The sequence below is a fragment of the Halosolutus gelatinilyticus genome (assembly GCF_023028105.1).
Lineage (GTDB): Archaea > Halobacteriota > Halobacteria > Halobacteriales > Natrialbaceae > Halosolutus > Halosolutus gelatinilyticus.
Genome location: NZ_CP095491.1, coordinates 2,832,076 through 2,846,693, shown reverse-complemented (window position 1 = coordinate 2,846,693; position 14,618 = coordinate 2,832,076). Strand labels below are relative to the sequence as shown.

At 66.5% G+C, this 14,618-nt stretch carries 13 protein-coding genes; 7 read left to right on the top strand and 6 right to left on the bottom strand.

What is annotated here, in order from left to right; translation table 11 throughout:
- Positions 1–431: 431 nt before the first annotated feature.
- Together MUH00_RS14050 and MUH00_RS14045 are read left to right on the top strand one after the other, a co-directional pair.
- Positions 432–2,237, top strand: a complete 1,806-nt coding sequence (locus tag MUH00_RS14050) for an acyl-CoA carboxylase subunit beta (protein WP_246999576.1) — start codon at positions 432–434, stop codon at positions 2,235–2,237.
- Between the two features lie 268 nt (positions 2,238–2,505).
- Positions 2,506–2,856: a DUF5658 family protein gene (locus MUH00_RS14045; RefSeq protein WP_246999573.1), complete on the top strand. Its 351-nt coding sequence runs from the start codon at positions 2,506–2,508 to the stop codon at positions 2,854–2,856.
- 36 nt (positions 2,857–2,892) lie between these two features.
- Here MUH00_RS14045 and MUH00_RS14040 read toward each other — a convergent pair whose 3' ends face one another.
- The 4 genes from MUH00_RS14040 to MUH00_RS14025 form a co-directional block, all read right to left on the bottom strand.
- Positions 2,893–3,516: a GNAT family N-acetyltransferase gene (locus MUH00_RS14040; protein ID WP_246999571.1), complete on the bottom strand. Its 624-nt coding sequence runs from the start codon at positions 3,514–3,516 to the stop codon at positions 2,893–2,895.
- Between the two features lie 100 nt (positions 3,517–3,616).
- Complete coding sequence (locus MUH00_RS14035) at positions 3,617–4,270, bottom strand: PH domain-containing protein (protein WP_246999570.1); 654 nt, start codon at positions 4,268–4,270, stop codon at positions 3,617–3,619.
- Positions 4,267–4,866, bottom strand: a complete 600-nt coding sequence (locus tag MUH00_RS14030) for a PH domain-containing protein (RefSeq protein WP_246999568.1) — start codon at positions 4,864–4,866, stop codon at positions 4,267–4,269. Before MUH00_RS14030 ends, MUH00_RS14035 begins: the two co-directional genes overlap by 4 nt.
- Positions 4,863–5,339, bottom strand: a complete 477-nt coding sequence (locus MUH00_RS14025; RefSeq protein ID WP_246999565.1) for a MaoC family dehydratase — start codon at positions 5,337–5,339, stop codon at positions 4,863–4,865. The genes MUH00_RS14030 and MUH00_RS14025 overlap by 4 nt, the downstream gene beginning before the upstream one ends.
- A 147-nt stretch (positions 5,340–5,486) precedes the next feature.
- Here MUH00_RS14025 and MUH00_RS14020 point away from each other — a divergent pair, with 147 nt between their 5' ends.
- Positions 5,487–6,839 carry an erythromycin esterase family protein gene (locus MUH00_RS14020; RefSeq protein WP_246999563.1) on the top strand — a complete coding sequence of 451 codons (1,353 nt, stop codon included), beginning with the start codon at positions 5,487–5,489 and terminating at the stop codon, positions 6,837–6,839.
- Positions 6,840–7,040: 201 nt separating this feature from the next.
- On the opposite strand, the gene MUH00_RS14015 is transcribed toward MUH00_RS14020, so the two are convergent.
- Positions 7,041–8,441, bottom strand: coding sequence for an NAD-dependent succinate-semialdehyde dehydrogenase (locus MUH00_RS14015; protein ID WP_246999561.1), 1,401 nt, complete (start codon positions 8,439–8,441; stop codon positions 7,041–7,043).
- Between the two features lie 208 nt (positions 8,442–8,649).
- Between MUH00_RS14015 and gdhB the strand changes: the two genes are divergently transcribed.
- The 4 genes from gdhB (at position 8,650) to MUH00_RS13995 (ending at position 13,348) form a co-directional block, all read left to right on the top strand.
- Complete coding sequence (gene gdhB / locus MUH00_RS14010) at positions 8,650–9,987, top strand: glutamate dehydrogenase GdhB (protein ID WP_247003976.1); 1,338 nt, start codon at positions 8,650–8,652, stop codon at positions 9,985–9,987.
- A 369-nt stretch (positions 9,988–10,356) separates the two neighbouring features.
- On the top strand, positions 10,357–11,217 hold the full coding sequence (locus MUH00_RS14005; protein ID WP_246999559.1) for an HpcH/HpaI aldolase/citrate lyase family protein: 861 nt from the start codon (positions 10,357–10,359) through the stop codon (positions 11,215–11,217).
- A 285-nt stretch (positions 11,218–11,502) separates the two neighbouring features.
- Positions 11,503–12,759, top strand: a complete 1,257-nt coding sequence (locus MUH00_RS14000) for a Glu/Leu/Phe/Val family dehydrogenase (RefSeq protein WP_246999557.1) — start codon at positions 11,503–11,505, stop codon at positions 12,757–12,759.
- 88 nt (positions 12,760–12,847) lie between these two features.
- A complete protein-coding gene (locus MUH00_RS13995) occupies positions 12,848–13,348 on the top strand; it encodes a DUF2062 domain-containing protein (RefSeq protein ID WP_247003975.1) in 501 nt (166 codons plus the stop codon).
- A 62-nt stretch (positions 13,349–13,410) separates the two neighbouring features.
- Here MUH00_RS13995 and MUH00_RS13990 read toward each other — a convergent pair whose 3' ends face one another.
- Positions 13,411–14,553, bottom strand: a complete 1,143-nt coding sequence (locus tag MUH00_RS13990) for an acyl-CoA dehydrogenase family protein (RefSeq protein ID WP_246999552.1) — start codon at positions 14,551–14,553, stop codon at positions 13,411–13,413.
- Positions 14,554–14,618: the final 65 nt, after the last annotated feature.

The window sequence follows — 14,618 nt, the reverse complement described above, 5'->3', positions numbered from 1 at the left end:
ACTGCCGCGGCCGTGATATCCGGTCCCGAAATGCGACGCGCGCCCCCTCCGATCGGGTGTTCGAGACCGGACGTCGGGCGGTCATATAATACGTGTACGAGTACAGGTGAGCGTTTGTGTCCCTCACCCGCCCACACAGAGACGTCTCCGTGTTGGTGACCACGGAGGCAGCGACATCACTCTCGTGCGGTTCGCGTCGGGTCGCGATTCGTGATCCACCTCGCCTGCTCGTTCGTGACGGTTCGTCCGATCGGTGGCGATCGTCCCGCCGCGATCCGTTTTTATTCGTTCCGCTCGACGCGGAGCGGTCGGGTTCGCGGCGGGCGTCCGATTTCGGCGCCTCTCGGCTACGCTTTTCGGCCAGTGAACGCCCTCGGCGTCGCGAACCGCGATGGAAAACGACTTTTATGCGGGCCGTCACAAATTTTGCCATGAAAGTCCGAATCGCGGCAGGGGCGTCGGACGAGGAGGCGTCGGCGATCGCGGCCGCGCTGGCCGAACACGTCGGCGACACGATCGAGGTCTACGTCGGCGCCGACGACGAGCCGATGGCGACCCACGAACACGAGACGGAACCGACGTCCGGATCGGGCGCAGACGGGCGGCGAGGGCCGACGGTACCCGCCGACGGCGGCGACGCCGACGCAGAACTCGGACCCACCGAACGCGAAGCGCTGCTTCGCGAGGAGATCGCGGACATCCTCGAAGGCGGGCCGGAAAAGTACAGGGACCAACTGCCCGAGGAGGGGAAACTGTTCGTGCGCGATCGGCTCGACCTCTGGTTCGGCGGCGAGAACGACGAGTTCCTCTTCGAGGACGGCAAGTTCGCGGCGTTCGACGACTGGCACCCGCGGGGGATGAATACGGGCCCGGACGACGACGATCGACTCCCGGCGGACGGCCTCATCACCGGCGCCGCGACCTTCGAGGGGCGGGACGTCCACTTCATGGCCAACGACTACACGGTCAAGCGGGGGAGCATGGCCGCGAAGGGCGTCGAGAAGTTCCTCCGGATGCAACAGCGGGCGCTCAAGAGCGGGAACCCCGTGTTCTACCTGATGGACTCCTCCGGCGGGCGGATCGACCAGCAGACGGGCTTCTTCGCCAACCGAGAGGGGATCGGCAAGTACTACTACAACCACTCGATGCTCTCCGGGCGCGTCCCGCAGATCTGCGTCCTCTACGGCCCCTGTATCGCCGGCGCGGCGTACACCCCGGTGTTCGCGGACTTCACGATCATGGTCGAGGGGATGTCCGCGATGGCGATCGCCTCGCCCCGGATGGTCCGGATGGTCACCGGGGAAGACATCAGCATGCAGGACCTGGGCGGTCCGGCGGTCCACGCCCGCGAATCCGGGTCGGCGGATCTGATCGCGAGGGACGAGGAACACGCTCGCGAGCTCGTCGCGCAGTTGATCACCTATCTGCCGGACAACGCCGACGAGAAGCCGCCCCAGCAGGAACCGATCGGACCCGCGAAGTCCTCGGAGGGGATCGACGCCGTCGTTCCCCAGCACCCGAACAAGGGGTACGACATGACCGACGTCATCGAGCGGCTGGTCGACGAGGGGTCGTACTTCGAGTTACGGCCCGATTACGGTCCCGAGATCGTCACCGCCTACGCCCGAATCGACGGCCGACCGATCGGAATCGTCGCGAACCAGCCCGCGAACCGCGCGGGAGCGATCTTCCCCGACGCGGCGGAGAAGGCCGCGGAGTTCATCTGGAAGTCGGACGCGTTTAACGTCCCGCTACTCTACCTCTGTGACACGCCCGGCTTCATGGCCGGCTCCCAGGTCGAAAAGGAGGGCATCTTGGAGCAGGGCAAGAAGATGATCTACGCGACCTCCGCCGCGACGGTCCCCCAGCAGACGGTTGTCGTGCGGAAGGCCTACGGCGCGGGGATCTACGCGATGGGCGGCCCCGCCTACGATCCCGAGAGCGTCATCGGTCTCCCCTCCGGCGAGATCGGCATCATGGGGCCGGAGGCGGCGATCAACGCCGTCTACGCTCGGAAACTCGCCGCGATCGACGATCCCGAGGAGCGCGAGCGCACCGAACGCGAGCTGCGCGAGGAGTACCGCGAGGACATCGACATCCACCGGATGGCCAGCGAGGTCGTCATCGACGAGATCGTTCCGCCGAGTGCGCTCCGCGACGAACTCGCTGCCCGCTTCGACTTCTACGCCGACGTGGAGACGTCTCTTCCGGACAAGAAACACGGCACCATCCTCTGACGGCGACGACGCTGATCGATCGCCGGGTCGTCGGCGGTGAATCGTTGCTGCCGGTCCGATTACCGTCGCCGATCGCGTCGACCGCGACTGTGCATCGGGACTAGTACTATTCGTTGACGGCTCAGCGCCCAGTTACCGCCACGTAACCGAGGCCCCGTCCATCCTACGGTTGCCATAACAATACCGGGAGTGATGGAACCGGCGCGTGCGGTAGCCCCGCGCGCTCTCCGGGCCGGACGGCGATCGGTTCGACTCCGATCGGGAGCCTATGAGTTTCGACGGCGCGTCGCTGCGCCACCGACTGCCCGGCGGCGTCACGCCCGTTCGCCTCGAGCGACTGTTCTGGGGACTCGTGGTCGTCTCGCTCCTCGGCGACGTGGTGACGACCTTCGTCGGCCTGCAACTTGGATTGGCCGAGTCGAACCCGATCGCCCGCGGCGCGATCGATAGCCACGGACTGGCGGGAATGTTCGCGCTGAAAGCGGTCGCGATCGGGATCGGTCTCGTCTGCCGACCGATGCTCCCCGCGGAGTACCGGGCGATCGTTCCGGCCGGCCTCGCGCTGCCGTGGACGGCGGCCGTCTTCATCAACATCTACATGATCGCGACCGTGGCGTGATCGCGATCGGCGATCGAGGTGGATCGGACGCGGCGCTCACGCTTCGAGACAAACCGTTACGTCCGTCGGATTTTCTCTCCACTCCGATCGCGAGACGCTGTATCGGACGCAGTCGACGGGCTCGCCGTCGATGACCTGCCAGTTCCGGAGGGTCCCCTCTCGACCGCCGCCGTGTGCTTCCGTGTACTTCCGGATCGCCCGCTTCGACCGATCGTTATCGACGAGCGCGAGCACCGCGACCACCTCAAGGTCGAGGCGCTCGAACGCGACGTGCATGAACGCGGCGGCGCGTTCGCCGGAGTAACCCCGGCCCCAGAACCGCTTTCGGAGCCAGACGCCGAGCGTCATCGTCCGACGGTCCCAGTCGACGTCGCACCCGGCACCGCCGGCGATCTCTTCCGCCCCGTCTTCGCCCTCGAGAGGGCGAATCACGTACGACGCGGCCTCGTTCGATTCGAACCGGTCGGCCGATCGCTCGACGTGATCGGCGGTTTCCTTCGGCGTCGGATGTGGGTCCCACGTCACGTACGCCGTGACCTCTTCGATCCCCGGATCCGACGAACAGATTTCGTACAACTCGAAGACGTCTACCGTCTCGGGTCCCGTCGCTTCGAGGCGCAGCCGATCGGTCTCGATCGTTTCGGGGAAGAGATCCGCCATGATACTGTCGTCGGGTTGATGGATAAAAGCCTTGCCGACGGTATGGGTACGCGTGCCACGCTGACGAACGGATCGATCGGTGCGGCACCCGGCGATCGGCTCACCGAGACCGTTCGAGGGCGCGCCGCCACCCTCTGACTTCGTCGAGGACGGCGGCCCACTGCTCACGACTGCCCGGCACCGCGGTCGGCGAGTCGCGTCCGCGCTGCGCTTCGAGCCGCGCTCGAACGCGCGCCGGGTCGTCGACGTTGCGGAAGGAAAGCGCCGCGCCGCCGGCGGGGTCGATCTCGACGGAACCGTAGTCGAACAGCCGGCCCGTCACGCCCTGTTCGAACGTCGTGTTCTGGATTCGATCGAGTCCGAGGAACCGCACGGAGAGGCCGAGAACGCCCGTTTTGGCGGCGATTCGACGGTTCGTGATCAGGTACGTTGTCCGCGAGACGCGAAGCGTCAGCCACCACACCGAAACGGCGATTGGCGGAATACAGAGCGCCGCCCACGGCGAGAGAACGTCCGCCGCGATCGCACCGAGGATCGCGATCGCGCCGACGATCCCGAGGGCGGCCCACGGGTAGACGGTCTGGATCCGCGGCCCGCCGACCCAACGAAGTTCCTCGCCGGCGTCGAGCGCGAGCCAGTCGAGTTCCCGATCGGTCGACGGATCGGGTTCGACCGCGCGATCGGTCGGCGATTCGAGACCGTCGGACCGATCAGCCGCTGACCCGGCGTCCGCGCGTTGGGCGTCGTCGCTCATCGTTGCCTTCGGCGGTCGTCGCCATCACGAGCGCCCCGGCCGTCCTTCGAAGGCCGCGCCGCGTCGCTCTTCGACTCCTCTACGGCCGCCCGGATCGCGCGGAGTTCGGTCAGGATCTCCGCGAGCGCGTCGTCGGTCGATCGCTCGTCGTCGCCCTCGCGCCGCGGGCGGTCGATCAGTTCGCTGATCCGCTGCTGGACCGCTCGCGGGTCGGGTACGGAGTCGAACGAGAGCTCGACACCCGAGCCGCCGGCGGTGCTGACGTCGACGTCCCCGTAGCCGAAGTGGTTCCCCAGCGCGCTCTGAGAGTAGGAGATGTCCTGGATCTTCCCGTGTTCGATCCGCTTGACGTCGCGGGAGAACACGCCCGTCTTCTTGTAGAGCGCCTGGTCCGTCACGACGTAGTGGGTGTTCGTCACCCGGAAGTACTCGCCGACGATGACGAAAATCCCGATCAGGACGATCGAGAGCGGGATCCCGACAAGGAGCGCCGGAATGAGCGTCCGTCGATCGGGACCGCTCGCCCAGACGACCTCCTCGTCAGCGTCGAGCGAGAGCCACTCGAGGTCGGCGGGATCCAGATCCGGGGCCGTCATTCGTCCCCCTCTTCCGCGTGCTCGCGCTTCAGCGAGAGGACGGTCCGATCGAACTCGCAGACGAGCGGTTCGTCCGGGTCGTTTACCTTGAAGACTTCGACGTGCATGGTCACGACGCCGCGCTCGCCGTCGCTGGTCTCGCGCTTGTCCGCGACCGTCGACTGAACGCGGATCGTGTCGCCGTGGAAGACCGGGTGCGGGTGCTCGACGGTATCGTACGAGAGGTTGGCGACGATCGTCCCGTCGGTCGTCTCGGGGATCGAGATGCCAACCGCCAGCGACATCGTGTAGAGGCCGTTGACCAATCGCTCGCCGAAGTCGGTGTCCGCGGCGAACTCCTGATCGAGGTGCAGCGGCTGCTGGTTCATCGTCATGTCGCAAAAGCGCTGGTTGTCGCTCTCGGAGATCGTTCGCCGGCGCTCGTGCTCGATCGTCTCGCCGACGGTGAACTCCTCGTAGTACAGTCCGGGCATAGGTTCGGAGTCGCGGAGATCCCACTAAAACGTGTCCTTCGCGCAATGTGTCCGGAGGTCGAAACGACGCGGCCCGCGAACGGGCACCGACGACAGCAAGGGGTACGCCGAAGGAACCGCGGGGATCAGTCCTGGTGGGTGAGTTCCGTGACTGCACACCGAATCGACACGACGACGGCGGGCGATCCGGAGCGCGCGGCGGCCGCGGTCGCCGATCGAGCGACGCCGATCGGTGAAGGCCTGGGCGGCCTCGTCGACGACGTCGCCGACGCGGACGTGGTCCTGCTCGGCGAGGCCTCGCACGGTACCTCGGAGTACTACCGCCTCCGGGCGCAACTGTCGGCGCGGTTGCTCGACGATCACGACTTCGAGTTCGTCGCCGTCGAGGGCGACTGGACCGACTGCTACGAGGTGACGCGGTACGCGACCGGCCGATCGGACGCCGAGAGCGCCCGCGAGGTCCTCGAGTCGTTCGAGCGCTGGCCGACGTGGATGTGGGCCAACTGGGAGGTCGCGGCGTTCGTCGATTGGTTGGCCGGGTACAACGCCGATCGGCCCGTCGGCGATCGGGCCGGTTTCTACGGGCTGGACGTCTACAGCCTCTACGAGTCGATGGCCGCGGTCATCGACTACCTGGAGGGCCTGGACCCCGACTTGGCGGATCGGGCCCGCGACGCCTATCACTGCTTCGAACCGTACGGCGAGGACGCCCGCGAGTACGCGCAGTCGATCCGACTGATTCCCGAAGACTGCGAGGCGGAGGTGATCGACGTGCTTCGATCGCTTCGTGAGGAGATCGCTGATCAGAATGCGGGGTACGACGGGGACGATCCGCTCGAATCCTTCGCCGCCGAACAGAACGCGCTGGTCGCGAAGAACGCCGAATCGTACTATCGAGCGATGGGCCGCGGCGGCGCGAACTCGTGGAATGTGAGGGATCGCCACATGAGCGAGACGCTCCAGCGACTCCTCGAATTCCACGACGGCCCCGGTATCGTCTGGGCGCACAACACCCACGTCGGCGACGCCCGCGCGACGAACATGGTCGATCGCGGGAAGCTGAATCTGGGTCAACTCGCCCGCGAGGAGGTCTGCGAGGACGACGCGGACGTCGCGACCGTCGGCTTCGGCTCCCGCCGCGGGACCGTCATCGCCGGCGAGGAGTGGGGTGCGCCGATGGAACGGATGACCGTCCCCGAGGCGCGATCGGGAAGCCACGAGGACGTCTTCCACCGGGCGGGCCTCGACGACGCCATTGTCCAGTTCGATCGGGGCTACGGAACGGCTGACGAGGACGACGGCGGACCGCTCGCCGAACCTCGGGGCCACCGCGCGATCGGCGTCGTCTACGATCCCGCCTACGAGGGCGGCAACTACGTCCCCACCGTGCTGCCCGATCGGTACGACGCGTTCGTCTACCTCGACGAGACCGAGGCGCTCCACCCGATGGGGATCGAGGGTGGTGAGGCGCCTCCCGAGACGTATCCGTGGGGCGTCTAGCGGCGTCTCTCGACCATCAACTGTCGAGGATAAACCGGACGAGAACACCCCGAAAGCCCCGGACTCGTTCCCACCTCTCAGCTGACCGGGCAGACCACCGCGGGTGGGAATGAAAGGGGCTAGGGCTTTCGTGGTGTTCTCAGAATCGGCGTCGTCTTGGGCGGGGCGCCGATTATCCGTGACCCTGCCCGAAATCACCGTTCATTCGACCATCTCGGTCTCCTCGCCGGCTTCGTGCTGGACCCAGATCGTCTTCGCGTTGACGAACTCGCGGATGCCGTGGCGGGCGAGTTCGCGCCCGTAGCCGGAGTCTTTGACGCCGCCGAACGGAAGCCGCGGATCGGACTTGACGAGTTCGTTCACGAACGCGAGGCCGGACTCGAACTCGCGGGCGACTCGCTCGCCCCGATCGAGGTCCTCCGTCCAGACGCTGGCACCGAGACCGAATCGGGTGTCGTTGGCTTTCTCGATCGCCGCCGCCTCGTCGGAAACCTTGAACACCGTCGCGACGGGACCGAACATCTCCTCTTTGTCCGCGGGCGCGTCTTTCGGCGGGTCCGTGATCACCGTCGGCGGATAGAACGCACCGTCGCGGTCCACCGGTTCGCCGCCGAGTTCCAGTTCGCCGCCCTGGTCGATCGTCTCCTCGACCTGCTCGTGGAGCTCCTCCATCAGATCCTCGCGGGCCTGGGGGCCGATATCGGTCTCGTCGTCCGTCGGATCGCCGACCGTCTGCGCGTCCATCTCCTGGACGAACCGATCGAGGAACTCGTCGTAGACGTCCTCGACCACGATGAACCGCTTCGCGGCGATGCAGGACTGGCCGTTGTTGATGAGCCGGGCCTGGACCGCCGTCTCCACGGTTTTGTCCATCGGGGCGTCGTCGAGGACGACGAACGGATCGCTGCCGCCGAGTTCGAGGACGCTCTTCTTGAGGTTGCTGCCCGCCGTCTCGCCGACCGCGCGGCCCGCGCCGTCGCTTCCGGTGAGCGTGACGCCCCTAATCCGATCGTCTTCGATCACCTGGTCTATCTCGCTCGAACTGATCAGCAGGGAGGTGAACACGCCCTCCGGGTAGCCCGCCTCGCGGAAGACGTCCTCGATCGCCCGGGCGCACCCGGGGACGTTCGAGGCGTGTTTCAGCAAGCCGACGTTGCCCGCGGTGAGGTTCGGCGCGGCGAACCGGAAGACCTGCCAGAACGGGAAGTTCCACGGCATGATCGCGAGGATCGGACCGAGCGGTTGGTAGACGACCTTCGTCGTCGCGTTCGGCTCGCCCGCGACGACCTCGTCGGCGAGGAACTCCGCCGCGTGCTCGGCGTAGTAGTCGCAGACCCAGGCGCACTTCTCGACCTCCGATCGCGCCTGGTCGATCGGTTTGCCCATCTCCTCGGTCATCAGGGTGGCGTACTCGTCGCTGTTCTCGCGAAGGACCTCGCCCGCCGCGGCCAGCAGTCGCTGGCGTTTTTCGATCGGGACTCGCGACCAGTCCTCGAACGCCTCGCTCGCCCGCTTCAGTTGCTCCTCCCGTTCGGATTCGGACTCCTCGTCGAACGTGTCGACGACCTCGCCGGTCGCCGGATTGATGCTCTCGATGGTCACGGGAGGTCGGACCACGACGAGCGGCTTGAATGAGAGGGGAGATAGTGCGCGGTGTGCAAATATTGCACGAACCCGAAGGAAGTAGCAAGGGTTATCCGGATCGTGGAGAAATCCCCTCGCATCGTCCCGGAGACGATCGGGAGCCGGCCCCCGACGGGCGATCGTCTCGCGCGGCTTCGATTCGGGGCGAGAGATCTACGGCGTGACCATGACAACAGCCGATCCCACAGCGGAATCCGACGCGCAGCGCACCGAACCGACGGCGAAGACCGTCGAACCGGAAGCCGAGAACGCCAAATCGGAGGCCGAGAGCGCCGTCGAAACGGCGCGTCGGCAGCTCGATCGCGCGGCGGCCCACCTCGACGTCGACGACGGAATCGTCGATCGGCTCCGGCATCCCACGAGCGTCTACCGGGTGACGATCCCGCTCGAGCGCGACGACGGGACTCGAGCGATGTACACCGGCTACCGCGCCCAACACGACAGCGTCCGCGGGCCGTACAAGGGCGGCCTGCGATACCACCCGGACGTCAGCGAGGACGAGTGTATCGGACTGTCGATGTGGATGACCTGGAAGTGCGCCGTGATGGACCTCCCCTTCGGCGGGGCAAAAGGCGGCGTTGTCGTCGATCCCAAGGACCTAAGCGCCGCCGAAAAGGAACGGCTCACCAGGCGATTTGCGGAGGAACTCCGGCCGGTCATCGGGCCGATGACGGACATTCCCGCGCCCGACATGGGGACGGACCCGGAAACCATGGCGTGGTTCATGGACGCCTACTCGATGCAGGAAGGGGAGACCGAACCCGGCGTCGTCACCGGCAAACCGCCCGTCGTGGGCGGTTCCTACGGCCGGGAGAAAGCTCCCGGTCGCAGCGTCGGCATCGTCGCGCGGGAGGCGATCGACTACTACGGCTGGGATGTCGAAGACACCACCGTCGCCGTCCAGGGATTCGGGAGCGTCGGCGCCAACGCCGCGCGCTACCTCGACGACCTCGGCGCGCAGATCGTCGCGGTGTCGGACGTCGACGGGGCGATATACGACCCGGACGGCCTCGACACGACCGACGTTGAGGACCACGACGAGACGCCGGGGATGGTCTCGGGCTACGACGCCCCCGAGACGCTCTCGAACGCGGACCTGCTCGAACTCGACGTGGACGTGTTGATCCCGGCCGCGATCGGGAACGTGCTCACCGGCGAGAACGCCGCTGACGTCAGCGCGGAGCTGATCGTCGAGGGCGCGAACGGCCCGACGACCTCGACGGCCGATCGAATATTCGAGGAGCGCGCCATTCCGGTCGTCCCGGACATCCTCGCCAACGCGGGCGGGGTCACGGTCAGTTACTTCGAGTGGCTCCAGGATATCAACCGCCGCAAGTGGAGCCTCGAACGGGTCCACGAGGAACTCGAGACGGAGATGCTCCGAGCGTGGGAGTCCGTCCGCGAGGAGTACGACGCGCGGGACGTCACGTGGCGCGACGCGGCGTACATCGTCGCACTCTCCCGGGTCGCCGAGGCGCACGACGCTCGCGGCCTGTGGCCGTAGCATGACCTCGCGACCGAGTTTGGTGCGCAGGTAACGCGGGCGCCCACACCCCTCGTTCAGCGTGATTCGGGATCGACACGCGATACGCCCGTTCAAAGTGAAACCACCCTCGTGCGTTCTTCGATCGCAATTCGGTATCGATCTCCCATCGATTCCCGCTTCGTTTTCACTCTGAACGAGGGGTTCCCATGACGATGCTGCCGGTCCGTCCGATCCGATCGCCCACCCCCCGATGTGGGCCCTGCTCCTCTCGACCCGTCCCAGCAGTTCGATCGGTTCCGGTCGAACGCGTTCCGCGCCGGCTATCCGCCCGATTCCCGCCGTACCGCGTCCCGTACTTTCACGGTCCCGCTTCTCGCACACGTCCGTATGGTACGTCGAAGCGTCCTGTTTACCCCTGGTGATCGTTCCGAGATGCTCCGTAAAGCCCCGAACGCGGGGGCCGACGTGATCGTCTTCGATCTCGAGGACGCCGTGTCCCCGACGCGCAAGGACGAAGCGAGAGACGCGGTTCGCGACGTTCTCGCCGACCCAGAATTCGACCCCGACTGCGAGGTCTGCGTTCGCGTCAACGCGACTGACGACGCGATCAAGGCCGATCTCGATACCCTGCTCGCGTCCCCCGACGAGGTCCGCCTCGACAGCCTGATGCTTCCGAAAGCGAGCGCCGCGGACGACGTTCGCGCGCTCGCCGATCGACTCGCCACCTGGAGCGTCTCCGCGCCGGTGCTGGCGCTGATCGAGAGCGCTCGCGGCGTCCTCGCGGCGCCGGAGATCGCGGCGGTTCCGGCGACCGACGCGCTGGTATTCGGCGCCGAGGACCTCTCGGCCGATATCGGTGCGACGCGGACCGCAGAGGGAACGGAAGTTCTCTACGCACGCGAACGCGTCGTCGTCGCGGCCGCGGCCCACGACTGCGAGGCGATCGACACCCTGGTGACCGACTTCCAGGACGACGAGGGCCTGCGCGAGGACGCCGAGCGATCGGTTCGGCTCGGTTACGACGGGAAGCTGGCGATCCACCCCGCGCAGGTCGGCCCGATCAATGAGGCGTTCACCCCGGACGAAAGCGAGATCGAGTGGGCCGAGGCGGTTCTCGAGGCCAGGCGGGAGGCCGAGGCCGAGGGACGGGGCGTCTTCGAGGTCGACGGCGAGATGATCGACGCGCCGCTGATCGCGCAGGCGCGACGAATCCGCGATCGTGCCGAGGCCGCCAGCGACGGCGCGTAACCCGGGCGCCGCCCGCGCCATCCCGTGGAACTACCTCGCGGTAGCTCGTCTCTGCGGCGCGATGGCGATCCCTCAGTGGTTCGATGGCGATTCCTCAGTAACGAGCGGGCGGTTTCTCGGCGAGACGAGGATGATGCTTCGGTGAGACGGTAGCGATTCTCAGGCGACGGCCGATCGGATGGGCGCACACCAACAATATAATTATCTCCTATTACCTTATATTGGGACTTAGTTACTAATCGGCTTCCGTCACGCTTATTTCGCCAACCTATGAACGTACTCGCAATGTCAGAGACTGCCAACCCATTCGAGAGCCTCCAGTCGCAAATCGACGAGGCGGCGGCGTATCTCGACATCGGCGACGACGTGATCGAGCGGCTCAAACACCCGGAGCGAGTGCTCGAGACCAACCTCACGGTCGAGCTCGACGACGGTTCGCTCGAGCGGTTCAAAGCGTTCCGATCGCAGTTCAACGGCGATCGCGGGCCGTACAAGGGCGGCATCCGCTACCACCCGCAGGTCTCCCGCGACGAGGTCAAGGCGCTCTCCGGCTGGATGACCTACAAGACCGCGATCGTCGACATCCCGCTCGGCGGCGGCAAGGGCGGCATCATCATCGACCCCGACGACTACTCCGAGAGCGAACTCGAGCGCATCACGCGCGCCTTCGCGAAGGAACTCACGCCGATGATCGGCGAGGACCGCGACATCCCCGCGCCCGACGTGAATACGGGCCAGCGGGAGATGAACTGGATCAAGGACACCTACGAGACGCTCGAGAACACCACCGAACCCGGCGTCATCACCGGGAAGGACCTCAACAGCGGCGGCAGCGAGGGCCGCGTCGAGGCGACCGGTCGATCGACCGTCATCGCGGCTCGCGAGGCATTCGACTACCTCGACAAGGATCTCCAGGGCGCGACCGTCGCCGTCCAGGGCTACGGCAACGCCGGCTGGATCGCCGCGAAGCTGATCGACGAGATGGGCGCGACCGTCGTCGCCGCCAGCGACTCCAGCGGCGGGATCTACAACCCCGACGGCTTCGATCCCGTCGCCGCCAAGGAGCACAAGAACGAGACGGGCAGCGTCGTCGGCTTCCACGACGCCGAGGCGGAGATCACCAACGAGGACGTGCTCACGCTCGACGTCGATCTGCTGATCCCAGCCGCCCTCGAGAACGCGATCGACGGCGACCTCGCCGAAGACGTCCAGGCGGACGTCATCTCCGAAGCCGCTAACGGGCCGCTGACGCCCGAAGCCGACGCCGTGCTCGCGGACGAGGACGTCTTCGTCGTCCCGGACATCCTCGCCAACGCCGGCGGCGTGACCGTCAGCTACTTCGAGTGGGTCCAGAACCGCCAGCGATTCTACTGGTCCGAAGAGCGGGTCAACGAGGAACTCGAGAACATCATCGTCGACGGCTTCGACGCGCTCGTCGAGGCGCTCGAGGCGAACGCCCTCGACAACCCGCGAACCGCAACCTACGTCGTCGCGATCCAGCGCGTCGCGGACGCCTACGAGGAAGCCGGCAGCTTCCCCTGATCCGGTAACACGTTTTCAGGGTTCGCGGGGAAGCTTGACCGCAGGACGATACGCTTTTTGTGTAGTGGATGGGATCGACGTACAGAACGTGATTCGACGGCGGCTCAACCGGTATCGCGATCGCGCCCGCAGCGAGTTGCGAGCCGCGTTTCGGACGGACCACACGCCACACCAGATCGGCGCCAGCTTCGCCGTCGGGATCTTCATCACGACGCTCCCGACGGGCGGACTCGGTATCGGCCTCTTTTTCGTGTTCGCGGCGCTGTGGTCGTGGGTCAACAAACCCGCGATCTTCGCCAGCGTCGCCGTCCTCAATCCGTTCGTGAAACCGGCCGTCTACGTCGCGAGTTACCACGTCGGCGGCGTCGTGCTCGGCACCCGGTCGATCCTGTCGAGCGATCCCGCTGTCGATTCGGCCGGAACGGCCGTCGGGCAGACGCTGCTCGGAAACATCCTGGTCGGGATCGGTCTCGCGGTCCTAAGCTACGTTGCGGTCGTCATCCTGACGCGAATTCGACGCGGGCAACAGCGCCACCCGCTCGAACTCTCCTCTGTGTCGGCGGTGCTCGATCCGTTCCGCCGGCGGTAGCGATCGACCGGCCGACGATCCCAACGCGAGCAGGACGAATCCGACGAGGGCCTGTAGGGCGACTACAGGCCGAGTTCCCGGCCGATGACGAGGTGTTGGATCTCGCTCGTCCCTTCGCCGATCTCCATCAGCTTGGCGTCGCGGTAGAACCGCTGCGGGGCGAAGTCCGTCGTGTAGCCGTAGCCGCCGAGCACCTGGACGGCGTCCTCGGCGACTTCGCGGGCGGCCTCGCTGGCGTCGAGTTTCGCGAGGGCGGACTCCCTGGTCACCGGCTGCCCGTCGTCGTAGCGCGTCGCAGCCTTGCGCGTCAGCAGCCGCGCCCGCTCGGTCTTTCGGTGCATGTCGACGAGCTTGTCGCGGATGGCGTCGAACTTCGAGATCGGCTGACCGAACTGTTCGCGCTCCCCGCTGTAGGCTTTCGCGTGGTCGTAGGCGCCCTGGGCCAACCCCGTCGAGAGGGCGGCGATCGAGATCCGGCCCCCGTCTAAGGTCTTTTTCGTCTGTTCCCAACCGTCGCCCTCCTCGCCGAGCAGGCGATCCTCGGGGAGCCGGACGTCTTCCAGCTGGATCTCGCAGGTGGGCGAGGCGTTCAGCCCCATCTTGTCCCAGATCGTCGTCACCTCGAAGCCGTCGTCCTCGCGGGGATCGACGATGAACGTCGAGATCCCGTCGTAGCCCGCCTCTGGGTCCGTGACCGCCTTGACGAGCACCGACCCGGCCTCGGAGGCGTTCGTGATGAACTGCTTCGTGCCATCGAGTACCCACTCGTCGCCTTCTTTCCGCGCCGTCGTGTCCATGTCCGAGGCGTCGGAGCCGCTGCCGGGTTCGGTCAGCGCCCAGCCGCCCATGTGCTCGCCCTCCGCGAGCGGGCGCAGCCAGCGCTCCTTCTGTTCCTCGGTGCCGAAGAGTTCGATCGGCTTCGACGCGAGCGAGATGTGCGCGACGTACGAGAGGCCGACCGAGCCGGAGACGCGGCCGATCTCCTCGGCGACCAGCGAGTACATGAGCGTGTCGCCGCCCAGCCCGCCGTAGGCGTCGTCGATCGGCACGCCCATCATGTCGAGGGCGGCGAGCTGGTCGAAGATCTCCGCGGGGAAGCGGTGCTCGTCCTCGATCTCCTGGGCGATCGGTTCGATCTCCCGCTCGCAAAAGTCCCGGACCGTCTCCTGTACCATTCGGTGCTCGTCGGGCAAGCCGAAGTCCATACGCAAAAATTGCCGGGCCGGAGGTTAAACGCACCGACCTTCGTCCGAGCCGCGATCGACGGACT